This is a genomic window from Psychrobacter sp. P11G3 (genome assembly GCF_001435845.1).
Lineage (GTDB): Bacteria > Pseudomonadota > Gammaproteobacteria > Pseudomonadales > Moraxellaceae > Psychrobacter.
Map to the genome: position 1 here is coordinate 1,079,124 of NZ_CM003596.1, position 14,761 is coordinate 1,093,884.

At 41.7% G+C, this 14,761-nt stretch carries 13 protein-coding genes; all 13 read left to right on the forward strand.

Annotated features, from left to right (window positions below):
* The first annotated feature begins 43 nt into the window (after positions 1 to 43).
* On the forward strand, positions 44 to 1,216 hold the full coding sequence (gene proB, locus AK824_RS04485) for a glutamate 5-kinase (RefSeq protein ID WP_057759177.1): 1,173 nt from the start codon (positions 44 to 46) through the stop codon (positions 1,214 to 1,216).
* Between the two features lie 92 nt (positions 1,217 to 1,308).
* Positions 1,309 to 2,445 carry a uroporphyrinogen decarboxylase gene (gene hemE / locus AK824_RS04490; RefSeq protein WP_057759179.1) on the forward strand — a complete coding sequence of 379 codons (1,137 nt, stop codon included), beginning with the start codon at positions 1,309 to 1,311 and terminating at the stop codon, positions 2,443 to 2,445.
* A gap of 120 nt (positions 2,446 to 2,565) precedes the next feature.
* Complete coding sequence (gene argC, locus AK824_RS04495; protein WP_057759181.1) at positions 2,566 to 3,633, forward strand: N-acetyl-gamma-glutamyl-phosphate reductase; 1,068 nt, start codon at positions 2,566 to 2,568, stop codon at positions 3,631 to 3,633.
* A 103-nt stretch (positions 3,634 to 3,736) separates the two neighbouring features.
* Entirely contained in the window at positions 3,737 to 4,618 is an 882-nt protein-coding gene (locus AK824_RS04500; protein ID WP_057759183.1) for a hypothetical protein, read from the forward strand.
* A gap of 163 nt (positions 4,619 to 4,781) precedes the next feature.
* The gene (locus AK824_RS04505; RefSeq protein WP_101206289.1) at positions 4,782 to 5,177 is read left to right on the forward strand and encodes an ATP-dependent Clp protease adaptor ClpS; all 396 of its coding nucleotides are present in this window, start codon (positions 4,782 to 4,784) and stop codon (positions 5,175 to 5,177) included.
* Between the two features lie 636 nt (positions 5,178 to 5,813).
* Positions 5,814 to 8,345 (forward strand): ATP-dependent Clp protease ATP-binding subunit ClpA, encoded by a 2,532-nt coding sequence (gene clpA, locus AK824_RS04510; RefSeq protein WP_057759187.1) that lies wholly within the window; start codon positions 5,814 to 5,816, stop codon positions 8,343 to 8,345.
* A gap of 179 nt (positions 8,346 to 8,524) precedes the next feature.
* Positions 8,525 to 9,262 (forward strand): uracil-DNA glycosylase, encoded by a 738-nt coding sequence (locus tag AK824_RS04515; RefSeq protein WP_057759189.1) that lies wholly within the window; start codon positions 8,525 to 8,527, stop codon positions 9,260 to 9,262.
* Between the two features lie 27 nt (positions 9,263 to 9,289).
* The gene (tadA, locus tag AK824_RS04520; RefSeq protein ID WP_057762394.1) at positions 9,290 to 9,814 is read left to right on the forward strand and encodes a tRNA adenosine(34) deaminase TadA; all 525 of its coding nucleotides are present in this window, start codon (positions 9,290 to 9,292) and stop codon (positions 9,812 to 9,814) included.
* A 189-nt stretch (positions 9,815 to 10,003) separates the two neighbouring features.
* Positions 10,004 to 10,771: a (d)CMP kinase gene (gene cmk, locus AK824_RS04525; protein WP_057759191.1), complete on the forward strand. Its 768-nt coding sequence runs from the start codon at positions 10,004 to 10,006 to the stop codon at positions 10,769 to 10,771.
* Positions 10,772 to 11,078: 307 nt separating this feature from the next.
* A complete protein-coding gene (rpsA, locus tag AK824_RS04530; RefSeq protein ID WP_057759193.1) occupies positions 11,079 to 12,767 on the forward strand; it encodes a 30S ribosomal protein S1 in 1,689 nt (562 codons plus the stop codon).
* 324 nt (positions 12,768 to 13,091) lie between these two features.
* A complete protein-coding gene (locus AK824_RS04535) occupies positions 13,092 to 13,397 on the forward strand; it encodes an integration host factor subunit beta (RefSeq protein ID WP_057759195.1) in 306 nt (101 codons plus the stop codon).
* Positions 13,398 to 13,459: 62 nt separating this feature from the next.
* Positions 13,460 to 13,867: a lipopolysaccharide assembly protein LapA domain-containing protein gene (locus tag AK824_RS04540; protein ID WP_057759197.1), complete on the forward strand. Its 408-nt coding sequence runs from the start codon at positions 13,460 to 13,462 to the stop codon at positions 13,865 to 13,867.
* A gap of 104 nt (positions 13,868 to 13,971) precedes the next feature.
* Positions 13,972 to 14,670, forward strand: coding sequence for an orotidine-5'-phosphate decarboxylase (gene pyrF, locus AK824_RS04545; protein WP_057759199.1), 699 nt, complete (start codon positions 13,972 to 13,974; stop codon positions 14,668 to 14,670).
* Positions 14,671 to 14,761: the final 91 nt, after the last annotated feature.

A 14,761-nucleotide genomic window follows, 5' to 3' on the forward strand; every position in this document is an offset into this window, starting at 1 on the left:
ATTTAATCCCTACAATCAATTTATATGAAAAAAAGGAGTTTATATGGCAGATGACATAGCAAACACGATGGAAGAAGCAAGATTTGTTAAGCAAACTCGCAACTTTGATATTCAGCGCGTTATTGTCAAAATTGGTTCATCATTATTAACCAATAACGGTCGAGGGCTGGATCGTACTGCCATATATGAGTGGGCAAAGCAAATTGCTAAGCTGCACAAAAAAGGCGTTGAGGTACTGCTAGTATCATCAGGTGCCGTTGCTGAAGGTGTAGTACGTATGAACCTTGAGGAACGTCCCAAAAAACTAGCAGCACTACAGGCCTGTGCTTCTATTGGTCAAATGGGGTTGATTGAAACATGGTGGTCAGCTTTGATTCAGCATGGTATTCAAAGCTCGCAGCTTCTTCTAACTCATGATGACTTGTCTAATCGTAGTCGTTATCTCAATACCACTGGTGCGCTGACACAGTTATTAGAGTGGCGCGTACTACCTGTTATCAACGAGAACGATACCATCACGATTGATGAGATTAAATTTGGCGATAACGATACCTTGGGTGCGATGGCAGCCGCGATGGTTAATGCTGATTTGTACATTATCTTAACCGATCAAGAAGGCGTCTTCACTGATAACCCACGTGATAATCCTGATGCTAAGATGATTCGTCAAGAACGTGCAATGGCTGATTATTTATTTGATATTGCAGGAGACGGCGGCAAGCTTGGACGCGGTGGTATGTTGACCAAAATCCGTGCTGGACGCCTTGCGGCAATGGGTGGCTGTCCTACCGTTATCGTCAGCGGTGCTATCGATGACGTTATCACTCGTGTGGTATCAGGTGAAGCTGTAGGTACGTTACTGACGACTAATGACGAAGATAAAATTATCGCGCGTAAACAGTGGCTAGCTGCGCATCTACGTATGTCAGGTAGCTTGGTCGTTGATGCAGGTGCTGCAAGAGCATTAACTGAGCACAATAGAAGTTTATTGCCAGTGGGTGTTGTAGAAGTGCAGGGCGGATTTGATGAAGGTGATGTGGTAGAAATCATCCATCAAGATACAGGTGAGCGTATTGCCGTTGGGCAGGTAAACTTCTCATCGAATGATGCGCGCCGCGTCGCTCGTGAGCGTACCGAACAGTTCGATAAGATCTTTGGCAGTAGCGAAGAACGTGTCGTCATGGTACACCGCGACAACCTTGCATTAACTGTATAGCGCTTTCATATAACCTTTTTTATTCAACTTATTTTATCCAGTACAATATCCATTTATAAATATGGATATTGTGCTGTTTTGGAGATTTGTACATGAGTGCTTCAGACGGTAGTAACTCGGTTCAGCAACAGTTTGCATCTTTAAAAAATGATAGATTGCTACGTGCATTACGTTTTGAGCCCATCGATACCACACCGGTATGGATGATGCGCCAAGCTGGTCGCTATTTGCCAGAATATAAGGCCACTCGTGCTGAAGCGGGTGACTTTATGAGCCTGTGCAAAGATACAGCCCGCGCTACTGAAGTAACTCTACAGCCATTGCGCCGCTATGATTTAGATGCCGCTATTTTGTTTAGTGATATTTTAACTATCCCTGATGCGATGGGATTGGGCTTGTATTTCGAAACAGGTGAAGGTCCTAAATTTAAGCATCCTATTCGTACGCAAGCAGATCTTGATAGATTGCCAGTGCTTGAGCCAAACGACTCTCTAGATTATGTCATGCGTGCTGTAACCAGTATTCGTAAAGCATTGAATGGTCAAGTTCCATTATTCGGTTTTTCTGGTAGTCCGTGGACGTTAGCTACTTATATGATAGAAGGCGGCAGCTCGAAGGATTATCGTTATACCAAAGGCTTCTTGTATAGTAACCCTGATTTTTTACATCAGTTATTAGATAAGCTGGCGACGTCAGTTATTGACTATTTAGATGCTCAAATCGTCGCTGGTGCCCAAATTGTACAGATATTCGATAGTTGGGGCGGAGCGTTAGGTCATCGTCAATTTATCGAATTCTCACACATTTATAATAAACGTATTGTCGCTGAACTAAAGGAACGTCATCCACAAGTACCTGTAGTGCTATTCACTAAAGGTGGTGGGTTATGGCTTGATATTCAGGCTGACAGCGAAGCAGATGTGTTAGGTCTGGACTGGACGATGCCGATTGATCGTGCACGTAAAGTATTGACTGAAAGTCAGCGTCAGTTGACCAAAAAGCATAAAAAACTCCAAAGCAGCAAGGCTATCCAAGGTAACTTAGATCCAGCGACGTTATATGGCTCGCCTGCGACAATTCGTTCTGAAGTCAATGCGATGCTGGACCGTGCTTACGCTGATGGTGAAAAGACTGGTTACATAGCAAACTTAGGTCACGGTATCACCCAGTGGGTTAACCCTGACAATGCCAAAGTGTTTGTGGATGCAGTACACGATTATAAAATTTAAGAGTCAGAATATTTAGAGACTGATTCTGTCTTTGTTCTGTATTTGTAGAATTGCACGCATTACAGGCAAACATAGAATCTATCAGTGCGTATTTAGTATTTACCAAGAAAAGGGTGTTTTATGATTTCAGCAGCGATCGTCGGTGGTACAGGCTATACGGGTATTGAGCTCATTCGCTTATTATCTGCTCATCCTGAGGTTTCTATTGATTTATTAACTTCTCGTAGCGAAGCTGGCACTCGTGCTGATGAAATCTTCCCAAGCTTACGCGGTGTATCTGACATCGTTTTTAGCGACTTGGGTGATAATACGCTTGCCGCATTGCAGAAATGTGATATTGTGTTTTTTGCGACTCCGCATGGTGTTGCAATGAAGCAAGCTGAAGCGCTTACACAAGCTGGGGTTAAGGTCATCGATTTGGCTGCTGATTTTCGTTTGCAGTCACTAACTGACTTTGAGCACTGGTACAAACAGTCACATGCTTGTCCTGAACTGTTGAAAACAGCAGTCTACGGCCTACCAGAAATCAATCGTGACAAGCTTGCAAATGCGTTATTAGTAGGCAACCCAGGCTGTTATCCAACCACTGCAATTTTGGGTCTAAAACCAATTATCGAAGCTCAGAATAAGCAAGCAGAGCGTTTGATCGAGTCTCGTATCGTTATCGATGCAAAATCTGGTGTATCTGGCGCAGGTCGTCAAGCATCACTTGCGCTTAACTATGCTGAGACGACGGATAGCTTTAAAGCTTATAGCGTCGAAGGCCATCGTCATTTACCAGAGATTGAGCAGGGTGTGGCACAGTTATTAGACAGTCAGTTCGCGCACCGTATTCGCTTTTTGCCGCATTTGGTACCGATGATTCGTGGCATGCTAAGCTCTATTCATATGGAGCTGACTGACGCAGGTGCTACTATCGATTGGCAGCAAGCATTTGAAAATAGCTATGCGTCAGAGTTGTTTATTGATGTCATGCCAAAAGGCCTTTATCCAGATACGCGCAGTGTTCGCGCTAGTAACCGTCTACGCATTGCGGTACATCAGGATAATGAGCGTGCTGAGCTAACAGTTATCGTTGTTCAAGATAACTTAGTCAAAGGTGCTGCTGGGCAGGCTGTGCAAAACATGAATGTGATGTTCGGTTTTGATGAGTCAATGGGACTGAACTTTGCACCGATTGTTCCTTAATATCAACGACTTCATATTCCAATCATTCACATTTACGGTGCTAGGTATTGATTATAAATTCGGCTATAATGACTTGCCCTTACCCTTAAGAGATACTGTCTAAATGCGTGTTCAGCTCGTACTACGCTTTTGCTCACAGCCAGCACGTCTATCGTGCAAAGACTCGGTTATACCTAGCTTGGAGCGCAAACAGCATTCCTTTAGAAATAATAATGTTCCTAATAACAATATCCCTATAAGTGGTATTGCTAGCTCACAACGCGGCGCTTCTACATTGGTATTAGCACTATTTGTAGTGGCAGTCCTAGTGACAGCAGTGGTTGGGCTAGTATTCGGTCATAAGCTTGGTTACCAACGTGGCCTTCATTCGATGGAAACAGAAGCCAAGCAAGCAATCATCGATAGCACTGAAGCGACACAAGCACTAGAAGACTTGCGCCTTAGCAATAAGATAGCCAATAACCAAGCGGCAACTGCCAAACAAGAACTGGCTATCAGTTTAGCTAATTTGAAAGAACTGCGTGAAAGCCAGCAAGAATTAACAGTAGAAAATAAGCAAGTATCACAGCTCAACGAGCTATATTCAGATGTCATCCGTGAGAAAGGTGGTATGCCTTTACAGGTATTAGGTGCCAAAATTTCGCCACTACCTGAAAATGCTTTTGAGTATGGTTTTGATATTGGGATGCTCGGTAGCGATGGTCAAGCCAAACGCTTAAGGCCTGTATTGACGTTACTTAACAATGATGATCTTGTAGAAGTGCCACTTGACCCTGCATACCATATGATCGAAGGCATCGTTCGGATACGTGGTCGCTTTGTAATGCCATCAGGCTTTAGACCATTGCAAGCCAAACTGACTTTGCAAGCTGGTGGTCAGAAAGTAGAGCAGTTGTATGACTGGAAGCTCGGTGATAGTGTGGATAACATGTTACCATCGCTCCTAGATTTACCAGAAGTTGATGAAAGTCCTATCGTACCTTAATTACCTCATGTCTTAATGAAATACTCAGTGACGATGCTGTGGTTGAAACCGAAGCACAACAGCCCTAATTAGTAGTTGTGCTTTATACCATGCCTTATCGCCTGCCTTAACATTCTCTATCTTAAACTTACCTTATAATTATATTTTGATTATGATGAAAAAAATGATATCACAAGCCACGCCAACGGTTGCTGATTGGCACTTTCCCAATATGCCTGCTCATCGTGCACAAGACGGTGATACCGATGGTGAAACGTCACCGCAAGCAGATGTATTGGTCGCAGAGCCTGAAGTAGCAAAACCGCCCATGTATGCGGTCGTTATGTACAATGACAACTACACGCCGATGGAGTTTGTTGTATACATATTGCAGTCAGAATTTCGTCATAGTATGGATTCTGCGGTCGAGATTATGCTGACTATTCATAATAGCAGCAAAGGTATTGCTGGCATTTATCCCAAAGATATCGCCGAGACTAAGGCCAAAAAAGTAAATAGTCTGGCCCATCGTGAAGGTTATCCGTTATTGACCCAAATCGAACCACACCAAGGCGAGTAGAGCAATTTATTAATTTCTTATACTGATATATGGCTCTATTAAAACTTTATCTAATATTTTGTACTTTTAAGTAATCTATATTAAAGCTCACCTTTATAGTGAGCTTTTTTGACTTTTCAGTCACCCTTCTTATAAATGAACTTTGCCTTTTAAAATATTTTTATTATTCATATAGTGTTGATTTCTATAGCGAATAACCCTATCTACTAAACAGCCTGTCCAATAGTTTTAGACTAAGTATCTCCGTTGAATTTGCTAAAACCACGTCATTTCTAGCTTTTCAAATATCAATCTCTCTTTCTATCTAATCAGTTTTTCAACATTTAATATTCGTTATTAAGGTTGTCGCTACTAGCTTGTAGCACGCTTTGATACATTTTAGTCTGTGTTAATAGATTGACTCCGTCGAAGTATCGTGTTGATATAAAGAAAAGCGGCCATGGATAGTTGTGATTACTGTTGGCTGATAGCGAGATTATAGTATTTAATCAATAGTCTACCGCTTACCTCATTTATTCATGACTTCTAATAATACGAATATAGCCCTTGAACAATTCATCTACCGCCCTGATTTACTTACTAACTCATTCATAAAACTATCAATTATAAAGATAGATATAACCGTAGGAAGTTGTTATGTTAAGTCGTCATCTTGAAGTTTCTCTACGTTTAGCAATGACGCTTGCGCGCCAAAAATCGCATGAGTATCTCACTGTTGAACACTTGCTTTTGGCCTTATTAGAAAACACTCATGCTGCCAATACGTTGACTGCTTGTAATGCTAATGTCTCGGCGTTGCGTACTGAGCTTGAGGTTTATATTAATAAACACACGCCAACTATCGATGCTGATACAGAACAGTCACCGCAGCCGACTCAAAGCTTTGATCGTATCTTGCAACGTGCTATTTTTCACGTGCAGTCGATCGGTGGTGGTCGTCTGGTGGAAGGGTCTGATATTTTGGTCTCTATGTTTTCAGAACATGATACCTATGCTGTCTACCTGCTTAAAAAACAAGGCATCAGTCGCCTTGAGTTAACCCAGTATTTATCACACGGCCAAGATAAAGAAGAGCCTTCTGAATCACGCGGTTCTGCAGGCACTGAGCGTCGTAGTGCTTCTGAAAAGACCAGTAAAGATCCCTTAGTTGAATTTGCGACCAATCTAAACCAGCGAGCTGCTGAAGGTAAAACCGATCCTTTGATTGGACGTGCTTCTGAAATTGAACGTGCTGCCCAAGTACTGTGCCGTCGTCGTAAAAATAACCCATTGCTAGTAGGTGAGCCTGGTGTCGGTAAAACCTCTATCGCTGAAGGTTTAGCATGGTTAATTATTAACGACAAAGCACCAAAGCCCCTTAATGGTTGCGTGATTTATAGCCTAGATATTGGTTCACTGATTGCGGGAACTAAGTATCGCGGTGACTTTGAAAAACGCATGAAGTCATTGCTTGATGCGTTAAAGAAAAAACCAAATGCTATTCTTTTTATCGATGAAATTCATATGATTATTGGTGCTGGTTCATCTATGAGCAGCAATATGGATGTATCGAATCTTATCAAGCCAGCGCTTGCTAACGGTGAGCTGCGTTGTATTGGTTCAACGACCTTTACTGAGTATCGCCAAGTATTTGAAAAAGATCATGCATTGTCGCGTCGTTTCCAAAAAATCGATGTTAAAGAACCTAGTGTGGATGACACCATCGATATCTTACGCGGTCTGAAACCTCGTTATGAAGAATTCCATAATGTTGAGTATACGGATGAAGCGTTGGTCACAGCGGTACAGTTATCAGCCAAACATATTCATGAGCGTTTTTTACCTGACAAAGCTATTGACGTGATTGACGAAGCAGGTGCATATAAGCGCTTAGGTGTGGTGCCTGATGTCGATGATATCGAAGCGGAAGAAAGTTTCATTGCTGATTTAGAGCAAGATTTTGATGCGCAGATTGATGCTGATATCGATGGCGATACAGATAATGAAATGCAGGATGAAGCAGCGACTGCGAAAGCAAGCGATAGTGCTAAATCAGCAGATGGTGTGAAATTATCAAAAGGTCAAAAGCCACCGATGAAAATCGATGTGGCTGATATTGAAGCTATTATTGCTAAACTAGCACGTATTCCACCCAAATCTGTATCGAGTGATGACAAGAGTATCCTTGAACACTTAGATCGAGATCTAAAGCACTTGGTATTTGGTCAAGATGAGGCGATTGCTACGTTGGCCGATGCTATCAAGCTATCACGTGCAGGATTAAAAGCGCCAGATAAGCCAATCGGTTCATTTATGTTTGCAGGTCCAACTGGTGTGGGTAAAACAGAAGTATCACGTCAGCTAGCGAACCTGTTAGGTGTAGAATTGGTACGCTTTGATATGTCAGAGTACATGGAAGCGCACACGGCATCACGCTTGATTGGCGCGCCTCCAGGTTATGTTGGCTATGATCAAGGTGGTTTGCTCACCGAAAAAATCAATCAGCATCCACATTGTGTGTTGTTGCTTGATGAGATTGAAAAGGCGCATCCAGATGTCTTCAACTTGTTACTACAAGTAATGGATCATGGTACATTGACCGATAACAATGGTCGTGTAGCAATCTTTAAGCAAGTCATCGTTATTATGACAACGAACGTTGGTGCTGATAGTATCAGTCGCTCGTCAATGGGCTTTACTCAACAAGACCATAGTCGTGATAATACAGAATCACTGAAACGTGTCTTCACGCCAGAGTTCCGTAATCGCTTAGACGCTATAATTCAGTTCAACCCTCTAGATACGTCAGTTGTTGTATCAGTTGTCGATAAGTTCTTGGTTGAATTACAAGTACAGCTTGATGATAAGCAAGTAACGTTAGAGATTGATGATGATGTACGTGATTACTTGGCGGATAAAGGCTATGACCGTCTAATGGGTGCACGTCCAATGCAGCGTCTGATTCAAGATGAAATCAAAAAACCATTGGCAAGTATGATTTTGTTTGGTGATTTGGTCAATGGCGGTGTCGTGCATCTGACCTTAGAGCCTAAAGTCGATGATTCTCAAGAGAATGATACGATGAAGCTTGATAAGGTATCAGACAAAGGCTCAGCTGACAGCCGTATTATTCTGACAGTTGTTGAAACTCATGAACCGCATCCTGATTCTGAGTCTCTAGCTAGCTAAGTTACTGATGTTGATATCACAAAAACGGCTACCGTATTACTGCGGTAGCCGTTTTTTTATTGCTATAATTCATCAACAAAGTACACATCGTTTTTTGTTAGTATGATTATTTACAGTAAACTGGCTTTAACAAAGCTATGGAATTTATAACAAGATAACAAGTATAAAAAGGACACACTATGGAACTATTTGATGAACCGACAACCAAGACTCCAGAACAAAAACAAGCGATTTTAGACAATGTCCGTTTACCAGAAGATTGGAAAATGGCATTAGCAGATGAATTAACGTCTGAGAATATGGACAATCTACGCGCATTTTTGAAGGAAGCCTATCAGTCGGATGATAGTATCTATCCGCCTGCACCATTGATGTTCAATGCGCTGAACCTTACGCCGCTATCACAAGTCAAAGTGGTAATCTTGGGCCAAGATCCTTATCATCGTCCAGGTCAGGCTATGGGGTTATCATTTTCTGTTCCTAAAGCCATTCCTAAGCCACCATCATTGAATAACTTGCTTAAAGAAATGGCAGATGATATTGGTATTCGCCCTTCGGCGCATGGTGATTTGACATACTGGGCACAGCAAGGCGTTCTACTACTCAATAGCTCACTGACTGTACGAGAAGGCGAGCCAAACAGTCATCAGAATAAGGGCTGGGAGCAGTTTACTGATGCTGTCATCGATGCCGTCAATGAACAGACAAAGCATACCGTGTTTATTTTATGGGGTAGTAAAGCCCAGAAGAAAGGTAAGTATATCGATACGGATAAGCATTTGATTCTGACAGCGGTACATCCATCACCACTGGCAGCAAATCGTGGCGGCTTCTTTGGCACTAAACCTTTTTCTAAAACAAATGACTATTTGGCGCAGTATGGCCAAACTCCAATTGACTGGCAATTACCACAATAAATGCAAAATATACAGAATATAAGCTTAATGCCGTATCAACCTTTAAATATTCAGGCCAGCACCTTTTGGTTAGCTGAGGATATTAAATGGATGCAACAAGCAATTGAACTTGCTAAGCAAGGTGCTGAACGAGGAGAGGTACCGGTAGGTGCGGTATTGGTATATGATCAGCAGATTATCGGTCAAGGATTTAATCAACCAATTAGTAGCCATGATGCTACTGCTCATGCAGAGATAGTTGCATTGAGAGACGCTTGTACGCGTTTAGAAAATTATCGACTGCCGCTACAGACTACTTTATACGTCACTCTAGAGCCGTGTACGATGTGTATCGGTGCATTAATCCATGCGCGTGTAAACAAGTTGGTGTATGCAGCGAGTGAACCGCGTGCTGGTATGGTTGGTAGTCAAATGGACCTATCATTACAACCTTTTTACAACCATAGTATTCAAGCCTATAATGGATTATGCAGGGAGCATAGCAGTCAAATACTAAAGACATTTTTTCGTGAGCGTAGGCAAGCGGCAAAAAAGAATAAGGCCACTATGTAAATTCAAAATACTAATAAACAAGATATCAGTCTTGGTGCTAGTGGTCACGATGATTTTTTGCTATAATATTGCCCTATTTGATAGCACTCATCTTAATGGGCTATTAAAGACTTGACATACGAATAAATATTGTTTTATTAATAACATACGATAAGCGATATAAGTAACGCATATTATTGAGTAAGTATTATGACTAGTTCTACACCTGATAATGTTTTACTCAATACAGAGAATAGCCACACCTCATCAGTGCGCTATCCTGTTATTTGTATCGATGGTCCTAGTGGCGCTGGTAAAGGCACGGTTACATGGCGTCTAGCACAAGTGTTAGGCTATCAGTTATTAGACTCTGGTGCGCTTTATAGAATTGTTGGGCTAAAAGCCTTTGAAGCGGGTTTAATCAGCGCAGATGCCAGCCAACCAATTGACGAAGATGGTGTATTAACATTAACTGAAAGCTTGGAGATAGCGTTTGTACCAAACAATGACTCAGGACGTGTAGATATCATTGTTAATGGACAAGCAGTAGGTGAGCAAGTACGCAATGAAATGGTTGGAGGCTATGCATCACAGATAGCTGTCTTTCCACAGGTTCGCCAAGCATTGCTCAAGCTACAACAAGATATGGCCACTCGTTCAGGTTTGGTTGCTGATGGTCGCGATATGGGTACGGTCGTTTTTCCAGATGCTGATGTTAAAGTATTTTTGACAGCCAGTGCTGAAGCACGTGCAGAGCGCCGTGTGACTCAGTTACTGAACGCTGGTCAAACAGCAGATTTTGAGGCGATTTTAGCGACGATAAAAGAGCGTGATGATCGTGATGAAAATCGCAGTACAGCGCCATCGAAGCCTGCGGCAGATGCTTTATTGCTTGATAGTTCAGCGCTTAATGCTGATGCTGTATATGAGCAGGTCAAAAAGCATTGCCAAGATAAAGGTGTGTTTTTCACCAGTTAGTTATTTAATAGCTAGTAAAAACAACATATTAAGTACTAAAAAGTTTCCTATTAATCATTGTTTTAGTATAAAATAATACGGTTAAGTTGAATTTTATTAAAGCAGTAAGAAAAATCTATTTTGTTTGGAGTATTGCATTCGATATAAGACAGTTGTTGTTAGTCAGTTTTAATCACGATGAGCTCGCTATCAACAAACGTTTTTTTATATGATTGCATGGGATATAAAACCAGTATTTCGTTCTATACAATCATAAATTTGATCCGTACTGTGCTGGACAGGATACGGCTATACAAAGGTAGACATAATGGAATCATTTGCTGAACTATTTGAAGCGAGCATTGAAGAGCAGGGCCTAGATATCGAGCGTGGCTCGGTTATTACAGGTGCTGTTGTGGCCATCGATAGTGATTGGATCACAGTAGATACTGGTCTTAAATCTGAAGGTATCGTCGCTCGTGAAGAGTTTTTAAGCGAAGAAGGCGAACTTGAAGTTGAAGTTGGCGATAGCGTTGATGTCGTAGTTGAAGCGGTTGATAACGGCATGGGTCAAACCTTGCTGTCACGTGAGAAAGCTAAACGTGTTGAAACTTGGAACTTCCTTGAAAAAATCGCTGATAACGATGAAATCGTTAAAGGTATTATCTCAAGCAAAGTTAAAGGCGGTTTCACTGTAGATATCGGTTCAGTACGCGCGTTCTTACCAGGTTCATTGGTAGATGTACGTCCTATCCGTGATACAACGCATCTTGAAGGCAAAGAGCTAGAATTCAAAGTCATCAAACTTGACCAAAAACGTAACAACGTTGTTGTTAGCCGCCGTGCAGTTATGGAAGCTGAAAACTCAGCTGAGCGCGAAGAGCTATTGAACAAGCTTGAAGAAGGCATCGAGATCGAAGGTATCGTTAAGAACCTTACTGATTACGGCGCGTTCGTTGATCTAGGTGGTATTGATGGTCTATTGCACATCACTGACATGGCATGGCGCCGTATCAAGCATCCATCTGAAGTTGTTGAAGTTGGCCAAGACCTAAAAGTTAAAGTATTGAAGTTTGACCGTGAACGCAATCGCGTTAGCCTAGGTCTAAAACAACTTGGTACTGATCCTTGGGATAATGTTGGCGGCACTTACCCAGTAGGTAGTGTTGTAAAAGCTCGCGTAACCAACTTGACTGACTATGGTTGTTTCGCTGAGATTTCTGAAGGTATCGAAGGTCTAGTACACGTATCAGAAATGGATCATACCAACAAAAACATCCACCCATCTAAAGTTGTTCAAGTGGGCGATGAAGTTGAAGTAATGATTCTTGATATCGATGAAGAACGTCGTCGTATCAGCCTAGGTATCAAACAAACTCTAGCTAACCCATGGGATGAGTTTGATAAGAAACATGAGCGCGGTGATAAAATCACTGGTACTATCAAATCAATCACTGACTTCGGTATCTTTATCGGTCTAGACGGCGGTATTGATGGTCTTGTTCATCTATCTGATATCTCTTGGAACGAAACTGGCGAAGATGCTATTCGTAACTACAACAAAGGTGACACCGTTGAAGCAATGGTATTGTCTGTAGATGCAGAAGCCAACCGTATCAGCCTAGGCGTTAAGCAGTTAAGCTCTGATCCATTCAACGAATACCTAGTCAACAATGACCGTGGTGCTATCGTTAATGGTAAAGTAAAAGAAGTAGACGCTAAAGGTGCTACTATCGAACTTGCTGACGAAGTTGAAGCTTATCTACGTGCTTCTGAAATCCAACGTGACCGCGTTGAAGATGCAACTAAGCATCTGACTGTTGGTGATGACGTTGAAGCGAAAATCATCAGTGTTGATCGTAAAACACGCAACATCAACTTGTCTATCAAAGCGAAAGACGAAGCTGAAGAGCGTCAAGCGATTAAAGATCTTGGTAGCACGAACACTACTGCTGCTCCAGGTTCTGATGCACAGCCAAAAACTATTGGTGATTTGATCAAAGAGCAAATGCAGTAAGCTGCAAACTATTGATATAAAAGTAATATGAAAAAAGCGACTTCGGTCGCTTTTTTTTATGATTAGATTTTATTAACACAGTTAGTAATAGAGGTTTTTAGCCAAATGGGCAAACTCTTATTCCCATTTACGCTAATATCCGCTATCATTTGCACCATTGAGTAACGAGATGATAGTTATAAGCTTTTTACAGTTATAATACGATTCTGAATGTTAGTTTTCAAAGATTCAGTATATATAGTTTAATTATCCAAACGCATTTACGTACTATAGAGCGTTGACTTATCATCAGCTTATCCATCAATCAACAAGGCAAGCGTAATAATGCAGCAAGCGATTAACAAATCCGAATTTATCAGTAATTTGAGTGCAAACTGTGACAACATGGCAGATACCGTGGTTGATGACGCAGTGCGTGAAATCTTAAACTTGATGACCCATACTTTAGCCAATGATGGCCGAGTCGAAGTTCGCGGATTCGGTAGTTTTTGTCTACATCATCGCCGTGCCCGTATGGGACGTAATCCTAAGACAGGTGAAAGCGTACCTGTGCCGGCTAAAGCGATTCCACATTTTAAGCCAGGTAAGGCCTTACGCGAAGCAGTAAACGATACGGTAGCAAACGGTTAGTTAAACCAGCACTGGCTATCAAACCGTCAAAATTTATCACTCCAAACTGAGGTAACTGTCTCATGCGCTTTCTACTATTTGTATTGCTGTTTTTGAGCTTTGCCTATTCACTTGGTTTGGTATTGGCAAATAATACTGAGGTCGGAGTCAACCTACTGTTTTCACAAGCACCTACGATGAATCTAGGGTTGCTACTTATTTTGTGTTTGATGCTAGGTATTGTTATTGGTATTTTACTGGCATTGCTTATCTTTCGTGTGCTACAGAATAAGTGGGAAATCTCACGTCTGCAAAAAGCAAATGCAAATCTACAAGAGCAATTGACTCAAGCCCATACAGTTATCGATCGTCAAGCAAGCGCGCCAACAGTAGATGAAGCTGTTTATGGTGCTTCTGCTGCCAATGTGCAAAGTAGTGACGCAACTAGCCTAACTGAAGGCTCTACTCTGTCTAAGCGTAGACGAGATTAAGTCGTTAAGTGATATTTTAGGTGATCTGCTAGGTGATAGCTTAACGAACGCAGTACTGACCTTAAATACAATACTTTGATAACTTCAAAATATATGGTAAAACCATGAATAATGTAATTAACTCTCCAGTTGTCGTTGCTCTAGACAATATGACGGTAGAGGCGTCTTTGGCGCTAGCTGATCAGTTAGATCCATCCCAATGTCGATTGAAAGTCGGTAAAGAGCTATTTACCCGTTGTGGTCCTGATATCATCAAAGCACTACATCACCGTGATTTCGAAGTGTTTTTAGACTTAAAATTTCATGACATTCCGAATACCACTGCTCAAGCAGTATTGGCTGCCGCTGAACTTGGTGTCTGGATGGTGAATGTCCATGCTAGCGCAGGTCTAGAAGCCATGTCGTTGGCAAAACAGCGCTTGCTAGATAGAGATCTTGATACCTTGCTTATCGCAGTTACCGTATTGACCTCTATGGATAGTGAAGCGTTGATGCAGACAGGCATCACTGATAGCTTAGATACCCAAGTCAGCCGACTAGCACAACTGACTAAGCAATCTGGTCTAGATGGGGTGGTGTGCTCGGCTCAAGAAGCAAAGGCACTTAAAGCATTATGTGGTCAGGATTTTAAACTGGTGACGCCTGGTATACGTCTAGCTGAAGATAATGCAGATGATCAAAAACGTATCTGTACACCAAGTCAGGCGCTAATAGATGGTTCTGATTATTTAGTCATTGGTCGTTCAATCACTCAAGCTTCAGACCCTGCTGCTAAACTACAGACAATACTTCAAAGTATTTAAGTTTGAATAGACGTTAAGAAAAAAAGACAGCCTAAATGGCTGTCTTTTTACTTTTTGATGGTATAGAAAAAGCTGCTACACTACTTAAATT

Excerpts from the sequence above, each read along its gene's own strand:
- AK824_RS04540 (WP_057759197.1), top strand. The coding sequence starts at position 13,460 with ATGCGCTTTCTACTATTTGTATTGCTGTTTTTGAGCTTTGCCTATTCA.
- rpsA (WP_057759193.1), top strand. The coding sequence starts at position 11,079 with ATGGAATCATTTGCTGAACTATTTGAAGCGAGCATTGAAGAGCAGGGC.
- argC (WP_057759181.1), top strand. The coding sequence starts at position 2,566 with ATGATTTCAGCAGCGATCGTCGGTGGTACAGGCTATACGGGTATTGAG.
- clpA (WP_057759187.1), top strand. The coding sequence starts at position 5,814 with ATGTTAAGTCGTCATCTTGAAGTTTCTCTACGTTTAGCAATGACGCTT.
- proB (WP_057759177.1), top strand. The coding sequence starts at position 44 with ATGGCAGATGACATAGCAAACACGATGGAAGAAGCAAGATTTGTTAAG.
- tadA (WP_057762394.1), top strand. The coding sequence starts at position 9,290 with ATGCCGTATCAACCTTTAAATATTCAGGCCAGCACCTTTTGGTTAGCT.
- AK824_RS04535 (WP_057759195.1), top strand. The coding sequence starts at position 13,092 with ATGCAGCAAGCGATTAACAAATCCGAATTTATCAGTAATTTGAGTGCA.
- AK824_RS04505 (WP_101206289.1), top strand. The coding sequence starts at position 4,782 with ATGATATCACAAGCCACGCCAACGGTTGCTGATTGGCACTTTCCCAAT.
- hemE (WP_057759179.1), top strand. The coding sequence starts at position 1,309 with ATGAGTGCTTCAGACGGTAGTAACTCGGTTCAGCAACAGTTTGCATCT.
- AK824_RS04515 (WP_057759189.1), top strand. The coding sequence starts at position 8,525 with ATGGAACTATTTGATGAACCGACAACCAAGACTCCAGAACAAAAACAA.
- cmk (WP_057759191.1), top strand. The coding sequence starts at position 10,004 with ATGACTAGTTCTACACCTGATAATGTTTTACTCAATACAGAGAATAGC.
- AK824_RS04500 (WP_057759183.1), top strand. The coding sequence starts at position 3,737 with ATGCGTGTTCAGCTCGTACTACGCTTTTGCTCACAGCCAGCACGTCTA.
- pyrF (WP_057759199.1), top strand. The coding sequence starts at position 13,972 with ATGAATAATGTAATTAACTCTCCAGTTGTCGTTGCTCTAGACAATATG.